This window comes from Ochrobactrum sp. WV_118_8, assembly GCF_039631535.1.
In the GTDB taxonomy this organism is placed as follows: Bacteria; Pseudomonadota; Alphaproteobacteria; order Rhizobiales; family Rhizobiaceae; genus Brucella; species Brucella anthropi.
Genome location: NZ_JBDIUZ010000002.1, coordinates 757,108 through 770,590, shown reverse-complemented (window position 1 = coordinate 770,590; position 13,483 = coordinate 757,108). Strand labels below are relative to the sequence as shown.

Here is a 13,483-nt window from a genome sequence, read left to right as displayed (position 1 = left end):
CTGCGAGGCGGTTTTCATTTGGATCTGTTGAAAGTGCATATCAGCAATGCAAGCTTGTTGATTGAGTAGGCCGGCCGAACGGGTTATTAAAAAAACGTCCGGTTCACTCCTCCTCCCAAGAACCGGACCCAAAGCGCGATACTCCTCCTCCCAATCGCGCTTACAGATTAAGCCCACAACGTTCTCCTCCTCCCGAGCGTTGTGGGCTTTTCTATATTCTACTCACGTAATTTTTCAGGCTGGAACGTATTGTTAGTTCCAGAATCGGAGCTAACGTTCCATTTTCCCTGTGCGTGCACTCCTGAGAGCTCGCCCGCCTCGCGCCCCTAAGCCCCCCGCCCAAACGCGAGGCGGTTCCTTTGAGCGGAACCTTCCAGAAGATTTATATTTCAGTGTTTCCGTCAGGGATTCTTCCCACTGAATAAAGCTGCGTTCGAAGAGGAATGAAAGCGATCAGAAAGATCGCTGTTGCTTCGTTGGGTTATACTCATTTGCTGCGTCGGCTAGGTTGGCTGATAGGGCGTGTGAAGATTCCTCATGGCGCAGATTGTTCATGGAATTCTTGACGCAGTGTCGACAATACCAGAAACTGATTTAGTTGATCTGCAATTCCGGAACAATTAGAAGAAATATACTTTAAAAAGAATCGGATAAGGTTCGGAAGATTTCTACTTGCTACAAGTTATTCTGATTTTTGGCCAAATAAAAATATATTATAAAATTATAATACATTACGTAGCGTCATATTTGATTGGAAATTAATTATATATTTTCTGCGCTGTCTTCTGTGGATGGGTGAAGAAACGATGATTATCGATCCTGATATCCGTTTACAATCAAGAATAAGCTGAGTCGTTTCCAGGCTGGAGGCGCTTTCGGCTGTTCAGGTGGGCACAATGTTGCGTTCTGTGTCTGGAGGCTAATGCCTCGTCGATAGTTATGCTTTGATCGTCAAAAGGGACCGGCCGCTCCAGCAATGGGGGCGTTCTGGCTTCAGAAATTAACCATCTGTTAACCATTGCGCATATAGACCGGATAAACCGTTTTTTAACCAAGATGAATCAAGTGCTAACACAGTCTCGTCCAATCCGTTTGAAAGGGAGATCCTTTCTTGCGCTGGTACTCTCGCCTGAACTGCCGCTCGATGGCTGGCTCGACAAGCTGGACGATCTTGCAGCCCGTTCCGTGGGTTTCTTTCTGAATCGCCCGATCGTTCTCGATCTGGAGAACGTTTCGATCGAGCGTCCGCAATTGGTTCAATTGCTTGAGGATTTGGTTAAACGTGGTGTCTGGATCACGGGCTTTGAAAATGCGCGGCCCTCTCTGCTGGGGCCAGGCATGCCGCCAGCGATGCGTGGCGGACAACCTGCCGCAGATTTCGACCCGGAGATCACAGAACCGAAGTCGCAGGAGCGCACTCCGGTGGCACCCGCATCGGTACAACTCGTCAAGGCCGTTCCGTCCATGGTGGTTACCGAGCCGGTACGGTCTGGTCAGTCGGTCTACTTTCCGGACGGCGATGTAACGATTGTTGGTTCTGTAGCGTCCGGTGCGGAAGTGGTGGCTGGTGGCTCGATCCACGTTTATGGCGCGCTGCGCGGTCGTGCGATGGCTGGAACAGCCGGAAATGCCGATGCGCGCATTTTCTGTCGCAAGATGGAGGCAGAACTCGTTGCCATCGACGGTCTTTACAAGACGGCCGAAGACATGGAGAGCCGATTGCGCGGACAGGCAGTCCAGCTCTGGCTCGACGGCGATTACATGATGGCCGAAACGCTAAACTAGCATGTTTCCCAAACGGCCGAACAGCCTTGGAAAAATGCTGGTCCAGACAAATTGTCAGGGCACTTTTGAGTGCTGAAAAAGAAAAGCAGAGCATTTCATATCCCGGGTAACGAATGCTCTGGAGGCGCGCGGGAGATACAGGAGACAAATATGGCAAAAGTGATTGTTGTAACTTCCGGTAAGGGTGGCGTTGGCAAAACGACATCAACCGCTGCAATCGGCGCTGCGCTGGCGCAACGCGGCGAGAAGACAGTCGTTATCGACTTCGATGTTGGTCTGCGTAACCTTGACCTCGTCATGGGGGCTGAACGTCGCGTCGTGTTCGATCTGGTTAATGTCATTCAGGGTGACGCAAAGCTTCCGCAGGCTTTGATCCGCGACAAGCGCCTTGAGACACTGTATCTGCTGCCTGCCTCCCAGACGCGCGATAAGGATAACCTGACCACTGATGGCGTCGACCGCGTCATGGAAGATCTCAAGAAAGAGTTCGACTGGATCATTTGCGATAGCCCCGCCGGGATCGAACGCGGTGCCACACTCGCCATGCGTCATGCGGATATGGCTGTGGTTGTCACGAATCCTGAAGTGTCATCTGTGCGCGATTCCGACCGTATCATCGGTCTGCTGGATGCCAAGACACTCAAGGCCGAACGTGGCGAACGTGTGGAAAAGCATCTCTTGCTGACCCGTTATGACCCGGTACGTGCCGAGCGCGGCGACATGCTGAAGGTTGATGACGTTCTCGAAATTCTGTCCATTCCGCTTCTGGGTATCATTCCGGAAAGCCAGGACGTTCTGCGGGCATCCAATATTGGTTCCCCAGTAACGCTCGCCGATCAGCGCAGTGCGCCTGCATTGGCTTATCTCGACGCAGCCCGCCGCCTCGCCGGCGAAGAAGTGCCGATGACTGTTCCATCCGAAAAGCGCGGCCTTCTGGGTAAACTTTTCGGAAGGAGAGCGGCATGAGCCTGTTTCGTTTCTTCAGCAAGCCTGCTTCCGCGCCGCAAGCGCGCGAACGGTTGCAGGTTCTGCTCGCCCATGAAAGGGCGTCACACGAACATTCCGATCTTGTTGCGGTATTGCGGGAGGAAATTCTCGCCGTTATCGCCAAGCATATCCAGATTGATCGCGACAAGGTCAGCGTGAAAATGGATCGGGGTGACCAGATGTCGACGCTCGAAGTCGATATCGAGCTTCCGTTGAAAACAAAAGCGAAGGTGCGGGCAGCCTGATTAAAGCACAATCCGACCGGAGTTAAACGAAGGTCGATAAGATTATGCTTACAATAGAAAAGGTTAGAGCGCCGATCTGATTTAATCGGATCGAAATGCATTCTAACACCAGTCTTGCGGATAGCCAGAAAGATGGAGGGAAAACCATGAACCGCGGTGCACTTCTCACCAGATTGAAGGAGCTTCAGGAGCTTCCAAAGTTTCAGAAGCGGGATATCTGTACCATAAGCGCTTTCCTGCAGCTTGAGGCACTGGCTGAACATGTCAGAGTCTGTGAAGAGGCAGCGGGCGTTGCACAAACGGGGCAGGATCATTGATCCTGCCTTTTCCTTGTAGGATTGAGCTTTCCTGAACACTCATAGCGTGTGTTCTCGGCAGATCAAGATTGCTGCGCGTTTACGGCACGGCAAAAAACATCTGCAAATAGCAGCCGAGAAAGGCAAGGGCGATCAGCGCCACGATGAGGAACAGGAGCTTCATGCATCATGCATCGCTCAATCGCTGTTCACGTTCAAGAAAACAGATGGTGATTGACGGCAATGGTACAGAAAATATTGCTTCATCCCATTGTTTCCATGTGTTTTTCGAATTGGCGGCTTTCCTCATGTGTTTGAGATAGGCGCAAGCTCCTGTCGTGCCGTCGTCAAAACCGTCTGTGTCAGGCTTGCGAGCCTGTCGGCCGCAAGGCGGTTGACTTGCCAGAACAGGGGGATATCCAGCGGCGTATCCGGGATGAGTTCGACCAGTTTGCCCGACTGCAAATGGTCACCGACCAACTGCACCGGATTCATCCCCCATCCCATGCCTGACAGGCTTGCCTCGACAAAAGCCTGTGTCGAGGGAAGCCAATGTGTCGGGCATGCTATGTCGGTTCGGAGGGCAGTGCGCACCCACTGATCCTGCAATCTGTCCTTTTGGTTGAACGTCAGTGCCGGAGCTTTGGCAATAGCATCGTGGGTTATTCCGTCTGGAAAGTGGCGAGCGATGAATTCCGGTGATGCCGTGGCGCGATATTGAAGGATACCAAGCGGGGTTAGACGACAGCCTTGAACTGGCTTTGATAAAGAAGTCACGGCGGCTACGACACGCCCGCGCTGCAGCCATTCGGCAGTGTGATCCTGATCGTCGACCGCAATGTTGAAAAGATATTCCGCTGTCATGCTGAAATGCGAGATTGCTTTCAGAAACCATGTGCCCAGACTATCGGCGTTGGTCGCTATATGAAGCGTTACGCGCTGTGCAGTATTTTCGCTTCCGGACAGTCCAGGCAACTCTGCCAGAAGTTCACGTTCGAGCATGCCTACCTGCTCGATATGCCGGCACAACCAGTCTCCTTTTTCGGTCGCCGTGCAGGGAGAACCTCGCTCAATGAGTACTGCGCCAAGCCGCTCTTCGAGATGTTTGACACGTTGCGAGATTGCTGACGGAGTGACGTTCAACGCTCGTGCGGCTTTCTCAAAACTGCCCGTCTGAACCACCATCGCCACTGCTCTCAAGGCGGAATAGTCGATCATTAGAACTCCTAAACTGAAGTTATGAAGTTTAACTATTCTAATCCTCTAACATCCGGTATCCAAGTGCCAACTTACTCCCAGATGGCGACCATTTATGAACCCTTCAATCTACGTAACCGGCTTTACCATGGGCCTCACCCTCATTGTCGCGATTGGTGCACAAAACGCTTTCGTTCTGCGGCAGGGTTTACGCGATGAGCATGTGTTCGCCGTCAGCCTCGCTTGTGCCGTATCGGATGCCATCCTGATCCTGATAGGTGTGACAAGCTTCCAGAAGATCGCTGCCATCATGCCTGCGCTCGATCCCATCATGCGATATGGCGGTGCAGCTTTTCTGATCTGGTATGGTGCGCGAAGCCTTTACTCCGCTTTCACCTCGTCAGCGGTTCTGGCCACTGCGAACGGGGCGTCCGTGAGCCTCACCAAGACGCTTGCTACTTGTCTGGCACTGACTTGGCTCAATCCGCATGTCTATCTGGATACTGTCGTGCTGCTCGGAACGATTTCTACGCAGTTTCCCGGTTTGGAAACGTCGTTCGCGGCGGGGGCTATCACCGCATCCTTCGTGTTTTTCTTTTCGCTTGGCTTCGGTGCCCGCTGGCTGCGCCCGATCTTTGCCCGCCCGTCGTCATGGCGCATTCTTGAAGGCGTCATTGCCGTTACGATGTGGTCTATCGCGCTGAAACTCGTGACCGGCGTGTAACGATCTCAGGCTAACCAAACTAAAAAGCCGGATGCGTTTACTGCATCCGGCTTTTTAGTTTTTGGAAGAACACACCTAGAGGCCCATAGCCTTCAATTCCTGAAGCGGAGGGATCGTTTCGTACATAACAGGATCGAGACGGTCCCAGATGATGCCACAGGTTGGCTTGTGCGGATCCTTCACCTCTATTGTACGGGTGGGCGTGAAAATCACGTCCGCGACGGTGTCATAGACATCCGGCGTGAGCTTTTCGCTCAGAACCTGACAGTCGTGTACGACAGCGGCAGCAGGCGTCGCTGCGGTGATACGGCCCAGACGGTAAAGCATACCCCATTCGGCATCGAAGAAGCCATGCCCTTTGCCGAAGCGTACGCCCTCGAGATTGATCGCGCCGGTGCCGGTGACCATGTAATCGACGACCGGCATAGCCGAGATATCTTTCAGCGTGACTGGCTGCCCCACACGCTCCATGCCGTCGAGCGTCGAGGCGTAAAGATAATAATCCGGCGAAATCAGCTTCGGGTCGAGAACCCAGAAGCCGCGCTTGATGGAATATGTGGTTATCAGAACGGTCTTGCCGTCTTTCAAAGCCTGAAGACGCAGGCGATCGAGACAATTATCGGGCGTAATGAAGATGAAATCTGCATTCTGATAATAATGATGGCTTGTCAGCCGGGCTACCGCATCCTCTCCACCTTCAAAATCTGCGATGAACTCGCCGAAGTCGAAATGGAAACGGCTATCCGGGACGGCCACCTTGCGCAACTCGCTCCACACACGTTCGCGAACGGAAGCTTTGTGATCGGTGATTTCCATGGGGACTCCTTGCATTCTAGTCTGCCGGGCTCATGCCTCGGCGTGCGAGCACCTGGCGCTCGCAGAGGGCTACGATTTGATAGAAAATGACGGACAGCATCACGGACACCACGGCAACGGCCCAGATCATGCCGTAGTCGAGATAGCCGCGTGACTGGTTGAGAAGGTTTCCGAGCCCCGTACCCGTTGCCAGCCATTCTGCAATCATGACGCCGAGCAAAGCGCGCGGTACGGCAAGGCGAATGGCAGCGAAGAGATAGGGCAGGGAGGCAGGCACAGATACCAGACGGATTTGTGTCCAGATGCTGGCGCCATAGGCGCGGGGCACATCCAGTGCGGCACGCGGAACCAGTGCCATACCCTGAGCCATAGTCACGAAGGCAGGGAAGAATGTGACTGAGACCGTAATCCAGAGGATGACGGACGGGCCGCGTCCCAATAACAAAACGAGTAGGGGTGTCAGGGCAACGAGTGGCATTGTCTGCGTGACAAGGGCGACAGGCATGAAGCCGCGCACGATGGCAGGCTTGGCGACTGAGGCGATGGCGAGTGCAAAGGCGAAAAGGATGCCTGCTGCCATGCCAAGAAAGGTAAGCGGTAAAGTTTGCGAAAGCGCTGTCAGCAATTTTGCCTGTGCGGGAGCTGCGGACGGAGCGAGGAAAAGATAGTCGAACAGTCCGGCTGGTGTCTTGGCAATCATGGCCGGTGTTCCCATGAAAACGAGCAGCAGCCACCACAAGACGAACGGAAGCGCGATCGAACAAATGACGAGAATAAAGTTTAGGCCGCGAGAGCCGCGCGGGGCAGTGTTTGGAGCGTTGGCTGGGACGGTGATGGCCTTGGTGCTGCCAGTCAGCATTTTTGCAAGAATGGAAAAGAGCGCATAGGCCAATCCTGCGAGCAAGGTAGCGCACAGACCTATACCCCAGAGCCGGGTCGGTTCTGCTCGCCCGAGAGAACCGATCAGATAGGCGCCGAGACCGAAACGCCCACCGCCACCAAACTCAGCCAGAATGGAGCCTAGAACCGCATTGGGAGCGGCAATACGCAGACCGGCAAGGATTGACGGCAGAGCGGATCGCAATTGGGCCAGACGCAGCACTTTCCATCGGTTGCCACCATAGGCACGAACAATATCCACCATACGGCGGTCCGTCTGGCTGATGCCAGTCACGGTGGCGGCCATGGTGATGAAATAACAACCAAGTGCCGCCAGCGTGATACGCGGCGTCATTCCTGAAAAAGTCAGAACCAGAATAGGCGAGATGGCAATTGGAGGCAGTGCAAAAATCGCGATGTTGACGCCCCGACCCAGTTTCGCGGCAGCTGGAAAGAGGGCGAACAGAATGCCTGCAGCTACGGCAACAAGGTTTCCGATGACAAAGCCAGCACCAGCGCCCTGAAGTGTCGCTAGTATATGAGCTGGATAATCGGCACGGTCGATCCACAGACGGGCCAGGACCGCCGAAGGTGCTGGCAAGGCGCCGCCTGCAATCAGGGAAAAGCGGCCACAAATCTCCCAGACTGCAAGAAGAATAACCCAGTTGCGCAAGGTGGAGAGATGGGTTGATGGCTTCATATCAGCCATGCAAAGCCTCCGCGACAGCGTCCTCCAGCGCATGGAATTGCGATGTGCTGAATATTTCGGGGCTGCGTGGGCGTTCCAGCGGAATATTGATGATCTTCGCGATGCGTCCGGGGCGACTGTGCATCACCACGATCCGGTCGGCGAGGAAAACCGCTTCGTCTATGCCATGGGTGACAAGCAGGGTGGTGGCCTTGCTTTCAAGCCATATGCGTTGAAGCTCAATGTTCATCTGGCGGCGCAATATCTGGTCGAGTGCGCCGAAAGGCTCGTCAAGAAACAGAACGCGCGGATCGGTGACCAGAGAGCGGGCAATTGCCACACGCTGGCGCATGCCGCCGGAAAGCTCACCCGGAAGTGCTTTTTCGAAGCCTTTGAGGCCAACAAGGGCGATCAATTCGGCAATCCGGTCGGTCTTCGCTGAACGAGACAGGCCAAGCACATCCAGTGGCAGAGCAATATTGTCTTCGACACTCCGCCATGGCATGAGCGCTGCATCCTGAAAAGCCACACCGGTCAGTCCGGCCGTTGCGGCCTCTACAGGGCTTTTGCCCATGACTGAAATCGAGCCGTTATCAGGCTGATCGAGACCGAGTGCCAGCCGCAACATGGTCGACTTGCCACAACCGGACGGTCCGATGAGTGCAGTGAACGAGCCGGTGGGGCATTCGAGCGAGACATCGGATAGTGCAATTACGTTCGTGCCGCGCCCCGAAAAGGAGCGCGTCACATTTTCAAGTTTGATCCCGGACATATCAGGCATCAAATCTCTTCAAGAAGCGTTGTGTCGAAATGATCGCGCTTGGCGGCGATGCCAATCGTACCGAGCGCCTTGATCGTGTTCTCGATGGCTTCTTCGCTCATGGAGAATACACCATTCGGCGTCTCGATCAGCGGCTTCTGCGCCGTGTTGAAATAGACTTCGTTTTCGATCGAGCGGCCGGTGCCCTTGAACCAGCTGTCGGCAAATTTTGGTGGGTAGGCTGCTGGGTCCTTGAGGTTTTCATCCCAGCCCTTGCGGCTTGCGCGAAGGAAAGCAACGAGATCCTTGCGCTTTGTCTTGAGTGTTTCTTCCGTAACGACAACCGTATCGTTGAAGATCGTAAAGCCAAAATCATAGAGCAGGAAGGAAACTGCCTCTTCGCCAGCCTGCTTGATGGTGAAAGGAACATTGGTCGTAAAATCGAGTGAAGCGTCGATTTCACCCTTGATGAGCGGCGTCGGATCATAGGCGTAAGGAACGATGTTGACTTGAGAAGGCTCTATGCCCGAAATCTTCAGCATGGCTTCAACCGAGATGACGTTGACCGGCGGTACAGCCAGCGTTTTACCGATCAGGTCCTTTGGCTCCCTGATCGGGTTCTTGGCTAGCGAAATAATACCGATTGGGTTCTTCTGATACTGGGCGCCGATGATCTTGAAAGGCGCACCCTGTTCGACGATTGCCTTGATCGTCGTGTCGGGGGTGGTGAGGGTCAGATCGGCCTTGCCCGCAATGATCGTGCTTTCCGGAATGACGTCGGGGCCACCGGAGATATAGTTCAGGTCGAGGCCTTCTTCGCGATAGAAACCCTTGTCTACTGCAATGAAATAACCGCTGAATTCCGCGTCATTGATCCAGGAAGCCTGAAAGTTGAATGGTGTATCCGCAGAGGCAAAACGGCTCATGGCTGGCAGAGCGGCTGCGGCGCCCATCAGTCCGAGAAAACGACGGCGATCCAGGGCAATATTCATTGAATTTTCCTTTTGGTGCTGAACTGTCAGGCAATGCCGCGCATGCGCGCAAGCTCACGCAGCGGCGGGATGGACTGGATGTCTTCGGCTGAAACGTCGTTCCAGCGAATACCGCGCGGCCTGCGACGGTTGCGCGTTATCTCGATCAGGCGGCTGGGCGTGGCAATGAAGTCGAGAGCAATATCGTTCTCCGATACGTTGAGGCGCTCTTCCACGATCTGTACGTCATGCACGGCTGCCACAATCAGAGACTGCTCGTCGGCAAGTCCCAGATCGGTGAACATGCCCCATTCCAGATCGAAGAACGCATGGCCTTTGCCAAAACGGACTCCATCGATGGAAACAGCGGATGCGCCAGTCGCAATGACATCAAAACGACCGATATGGGTCAGGTCTTCTAGACTGACCGATCGACCGAAATGTTCCATTCCGTCAAGCCAGGCTGCGGCTTTCTCCAACCCCGGGGGAACGGATCCCGGTTCGAGCAGAAGAAAGCCGCGCTGCATGCCGTAGGTCGGCATGATGAATGGTGTACCCGACATGATCAGGCGACGGCGCAACTCGATCATGGAATTATCTGGCGTCACAAAAACCAATTTGGCTTTCGCAATCCCTTCAATCGCCAGCAAGCGATCCGTAGCTGCCTCTACTCCTTCAAAGTCCGGTATGAATTCCGAGAATTTGAAGTGGAAGCGTGCATCAGGGCGCGCGACGTCTTTCAGCCGATCCCAGATGCGCTGCCGTGTATTGCGGGAATACGCCATGGAGAATCCATGAATTTCAATGTTTCACTATCAATGAAACAAATGTTTCAGTATTGCAAGAGGCGATGATAAGCTTTTTTAGTGCACAGAGAGATTCGGAATAAACGCACATGGCTTCACGTCTGGTACTGCGCATACAGGAGCGCTACGCAAAACTTACGGCAGGCGAGCAGAAAATCGCGCAGCTCGTTCTCGAGCGCGAGGACGACATTCTGATTCATTCCGCTACCGAAATCGCGGAGATGGCCGGCGTATCCAAGGCGACCACAGCTCGCTTCTTTCAACATCTGGGCTATGCCGATTTCAATGAAGTGAAACTTCAGGCGCGTGAGGAGCGTAACCGTACCGAACCTTTTGAATATTCGAGTACGGTTGACGAAGAAGTGCCGCTGGTGCGTACCATCAGCGCACATCTCGATCTGGAGATCGCCAATATTACCCGGACGTTCGAGGCGCTTCGCTCCGACAAGATGCGCGAAGCTGCTGAACTTATTGCAGAAGCACCGCGTGTCTGGGTGATCGGGCTTGGTGACGAGGAAGGGTTTGCGCGCTACGCGCGGCTTCTGTTTTCAAGGCTGCGCCACAGCGTGATGCTCCTGGGCATCAACCAGGGGTCATGGGCTGAGGATCTGGCCATGACTGGTCCGAAGGATGTGTTGCTGCTGATCACATTGCCACCGCATCGGGCATTGCTGAAACAAATTCTGGGTTATGCCGTGACGAGCCGGTTGAATATCGTGACCATTACGGACCGAGGATCTGTTTTTGAGGCACAGCGTTACGCGCGTGTTGTTCTTCCGTGTCATGTAGACAGTATCGGATTGGGCGCATCTTATACCGCCGTCAGCAGCGCCATCCGGCTTCTGGCGTTGACCTATGCTTCATATGCGGGGAAATCGGCGCAACAGCGACTTGAGATCGTCGCCGGTATTCACGACGAACTTGACGATATGGACTGAAACTCAGCCGTTCAGTTGTTCCTGACATGCTCCGGGCGGAAGCCGACACCGATCAACCTGCCCGCAAGATGTGCAAGAATGGGCCAGCGTGCGAGGTGACGCATAAAGGCGGGTGGCCCATCGCGTCTGGTATTGTTCGTTTCACGCTTGCGACGATCACTGCGCATCATCAGTTGCAGTTTCTGCGTTGCCTTTGTGGGAAAGCGACGTCGGGCTTCGACTGCTAGGAGATACGGTTCCAAAGTTTGGTTATCCCTGAGCGGAGCGGCCAGAATATTGGCTGCTGCAACAGCATCCTGAATGGCGAGATTGACCCCAAAGCCACCAATTGGCGACATGGCATGGGCGGCATCGCCGATACACAGAAGCCCCGGTTTCCACCACGTTCTAAGTCGGTCGATGCGTACGCTCAAGAGATGAATGTCATCCCATGTGCCTATTTCGTTCATTCGGTCAGGAGGCAATGGAGAGACTTCTGCAACTGCCTTGCGAAGTGCATCGAGTCCTCCCTGCCTGACATCGGCAAAGGTCTGTTTGCGGAGTACATAACCGCATTGCCAGTAGTCACCGCGATCGATCATGACGAAACCCTGTCGAGGGCCGCCATGGCCCATCGTATAGGGTGGGTCATTGGGAGCGTGCGACAGCTTCATCCAGAGAATTTCGCTTGGCGAGCCAAAACTTTCGACCTCCAGACCGGCTTTTGTGCGCACCACGGAGTTTCTTCCGTCCGCACCCACAACAAGTTTGGCATTGATATTTATGGTTTCAGCTGGTGTTGTCGCGACGAGGCCGGTGACACTTCCGTCCTTCTCGGTCAGATTGATCACACTTGCAGGCATAAGGAGCCTGAAGTTTGAATATTTCGCAGCTTCGCGTGCAATGTAATTCAGAAATTCCCATTGCGGCATGAAAGCGATGAAACGACACTGAGCGGGAATTCTCGAAAAATCGGCTATCGTGATGTCCTTGCCGCCAATCTCCGCATGTAGCCGATGCGCCTTGGTATGGGGCAAGTCGAGAAGACCGTCCAGCAAGCCGAGTTCATGCATGACTTGAAGCGTGGACGGGTGAATTGTGTCCCCGCGAAAATCACGCAGAAAATCTGGATGCTTTTCGAGAACGGTCACGTTCACACCAGCGCGTGCAAGCAAAAGTCCCAGCATCATTCCTGCTGGCCCACCACCCGCTATCGCGCAATCGGTTTCGATATAGCTTATTGGCTGCGTCATGACTGTTCCACTCGACCGCGCTTGTTTTGCACAAGACATAAAAAGACCGGCGCTCTCAATAGGTCAAGCGCCGGCTGGAAGTCTACGCGACCAGTAGAGGTCAAAACATGAATTAAATTATCAAGTTTAATTTGTCAAGCCCGTGAGCCCTGTCGATGGGTCAGTGATTGGAGCCGATTTGATGGAAAGTACTCGAAATCTCTGACTCGTCGGTATATCAGGCATTGAGAATTGAAACCTATCCAAGCGCGGGTGGATTTCTTTTGCCAAGCTGCCGCTCGCGGAAGACCGAGAACAATCCGGCGCTGACGACGATGACCGCACCGGCAATGATGTTCCATGTCAATTGCTCGTGGAACACTGTGACTGCGATACACGCGCCGATAACGAGCTGCAGATAGGTAAGCGGTTGTACTTCTCCTGCCTCCAGAATGTTGTAGGCACGGATGAGGAAATAATGGCTTGCGATACCGCAGGCACAAAGGGCTGCCATCCAGAGCCAGTCGCTTCTGGCAATAGGCATGAGATAGAAACTGCCGACAAATGTGAGGGCAACAGCGCCTGCTATGCCGGTGTAGAAGAAGCTGGTCATGGCATCGTCGCTCTTGCTGACGGCGCGTGTCGCAACCGCGTAAACGGCGAACATGATCATCGCCGCCACGGGCAGAAGCAGGCTTGCGTCGAATGTAGCGTTCACTGGATTGATAATCAGCAGAACACCGATCAACCCGACAATAATTGCAGTCCAACGTCTCCAGCCAACCTTTTCGCCAAGGAAGGGCACGGAGAGCATGGTCACCAATAGCGGTGCGCCCTGAAAGATCGATTGTGCCGTTGCCATGCCCGCGCGACTGAGGGCGAATATGAATGTAACGATTTCAGCAGCAAGCAGGATGCCGCGAAAAACCTGTAAAAAGGGACGTTTCGTTGCTGCGGCCTTGGCAATGCCTCCGGAGCGGATTGCAAGCAGGAGGACGAAGGCTGCAAAGACCCAATAGCGGATCATCGTTATGAGGATCGGCGAATAATGGGTGCCAAGATACTTCGAAATACCATCCTGCGTTGCAAAAATGGTAACCGCGAGAAGTGTGAAGAGATAGCCCTGGCCTTTGCGTGTCATGGCGCACTCATATCGACACAGCTTTGGTGCTGCCACCCA

General features: G+C 54.1%; 14 protein-coding genes. 6 read left to right on the top strand and 8 right to left on the bottom strand.

Features of this window, described 5'->3' with window-relative positions:
* Nucleotides 1–1,056 precede the first annotated feature (1,056 nt).
* The 4 genes from minC (at nucleotide 1,057) to ABDF71_RS17655 (ending at nucleotide 3,334) form a co-directional block, all read left to right on the top strand.
* A complete protein-coding gene (minC, locus tag ABDF71_RS17670) occupies nucleotides 1,057–1,785 on the top strand; it encodes a septum site-determining protein MinC (protein ID WP_010660935.1) in 729 nt (242 codons plus the stop codon).
* Nucleotides 1,786–1,935: 150 nt separating this feature from the next.
* Entirely contained in the window at nucleotides 1,936–2,751 is an 816-nt protein-coding gene (gene minD, locus ABDF71_RS17665) for a septum site-determining protein MinD (RefSeq protein ID WP_010660936.1), read from the top strand.
* On the top strand, nucleotides 2,748–3,017 hold the full coding sequence (minE, locus tag ABDF71_RS17660) for a cell division topological specificity factor MinE (RefSeq protein WP_006468449.1): 270 nt from the start codon (nucleotides 2,748–2,750) through the stop codon (nucleotides 3,015–3,017). Before minD ends, minE begins: the two co-directional genes overlap by 4 nt.
* 146 nt (nucleotides 3,018–3,163) lie before the next feature.
* The gene (locus ABDF71_RS17655) at nucleotides 3,164–3,334 is read left to right on the top strand and encodes a hypothetical protein (RefSeq protein ID WP_010660937.1); all 171 of its coding nucleotides are present in this window, start codon (nucleotides 3,164–3,166) and stop codon (nucleotides 3,332–3,334) included.
* 285 nt (nucleotides 3,335–3,619) lie between these two features.
* Here the strand turns inward: ABDF71_RS17655 and ABDF71_RS17650 are convergent, their stop codons facing one another.
* Nucleotides 3,620–4,531, bottom strand: coding sequence for a LysR family transcriptional regulator ArgP (locus tag ABDF71_RS17650; protein WP_258124473.1), 912 nt, complete (start codon nucleotides 4,529–4,531; stop codon nucleotides 3,620–3,622).
* Between the two features lie 94 nt (nucleotides 4,532–4,625).
* Here ABDF71_RS17650 and ABDF71_RS17645 point away from each other — a divergent pair, with 94 nt between their 5' ends.
* Nucleotides 4,626–5,234, top strand: a complete 609-nt coding sequence (locus ABDF71_RS17645) for a LysE/ArgO family amino acid transporter (protein ID WP_258124472.1) — start codon at nucleotides 4,626–4,628, stop codon at nucleotides 5,232–5,234.
* A 75-nt stretch (nucleotides 5,235–5,309) separates the two neighbouring features.
* On the opposite strand, the gene ABDF71_RS17640 is transcribed toward ABDF71_RS17645, so the two are convergent.
* From ABDF71_RS17640 to ABDF71_RS17620, 5 genes are read right to left on the bottom strand one after another with little or no spacing between them, the layout of a single operon-like run.
* Complete coding sequence (locus tag ABDF71_RS17640; protein ID WP_010660940.1) at nucleotides 5,310–6,050, bottom strand: 5-formyltetrahydrofolate cyclo-ligase; 741 nt, start codon at nucleotides 6,048–6,050, stop codon at nucleotides 5,310–5,312.
* 16 nt (nucleotides 6,051–6,066) lie between these two features.
* Complete coding sequence (locus ABDF71_RS17635; protein ID WP_258124471.1) at nucleotides 6,067–7,638, bottom strand: ABC transporter permease; 1,572 nt, start codon at nucleotides 7,636–7,638, stop codon at nucleotides 6,067–6,069.
* Entirely contained in the window at nucleotides 7,631–8,398 is a 768-nt protein-coding gene (locus tag ABDF71_RS17630; protein WP_010660942.1) for an ABC transporter ATP-binding protein, read from the bottom strand. The genes ABDF71_RS17635 and ABDF71_RS17630 overlap by 8 nt, the downstream gene beginning before the upstream one ends.
* Nucleotides 8,398–9,369 (bottom strand): ABC transporter substrate-binding protein, encoded by a 972-nt coding sequence (locus tag ABDF71_RS17625; RefSeq protein WP_010660943.1) that lies wholly within the window; start codon nucleotides 9,367–9,369, stop codon nucleotides 8,398–8,400. The genes ABDF71_RS17630 and ABDF71_RS17625 overlap by 1 nt, the downstream gene beginning before the upstream one ends.
* A gap of 26 nt (nucleotides 9,370–9,395) precedes the next feature.
* Nucleotides 9,396–10,133 carry a 5-formyltetrahydrofolate cyclo-ligase gene (locus tag ABDF71_RS17620; RefSeq protein ID WP_010660944.1) on the bottom strand — a complete coding sequence of 246 codons (738 nt, stop codon included), beginning with the start codon at nucleotides 10,131–10,133 and terminating at the stop codon, nucleotides 9,396–9,398.
* A 110-nt stretch (nucleotides 10,134–10,243) separates the two neighbouring features.
* On the opposite strand from ABDF71_RS17620, the gene ABDF71_RS17615 reads away from it, so the two are divergent.
* Nucleotides 10,244–11,092 (top strand): MurR/RpiR family transcriptional regulator, encoded by an 849-nt coding sequence (locus tag ABDF71_RS17615; RefSeq protein ID WP_036579077.1) that lies wholly within the window; start codon nucleotides 10,244–10,246, stop codon nucleotides 11,090–11,092.
* Between the two features lie 11 nt (nucleotides 11,093–11,103).
* Here ABDF71_RS17615 and ABDF71_RS17610 read toward each other — a convergent pair whose 3' ends face one another.
* Both ABDF71_RS17610 and ABDF71_RS17605 read right to left on the bottom strand, forming a co-directional pair.
* Nucleotides 11,104–12,324 carry an FAD-dependent oxidoreductase gene (locus ABDF71_RS17610; RefSeq protein ID WP_194531689.1) on the bottom strand — a complete coding sequence of 407 codons (1,221 nt, stop codon included), beginning with the start codon at nucleotides 12,322–12,324 and terminating at the stop codon, nucleotides 11,104–11,106.
* A 238-nt stretch (nucleotides 12,325–12,562) separates the two neighbouring features.
* A complete protein-coding gene (locus tag ABDF71_RS17605; RefSeq protein WP_036577523.1) occupies nucleotides 12,563–13,444 on the bottom strand; it encodes a DMT family transporter in 882 nt (293 codons plus the stop codon).
* Nucleotides 13,445–13,483 lie beyond the last annotated feature (39 nt).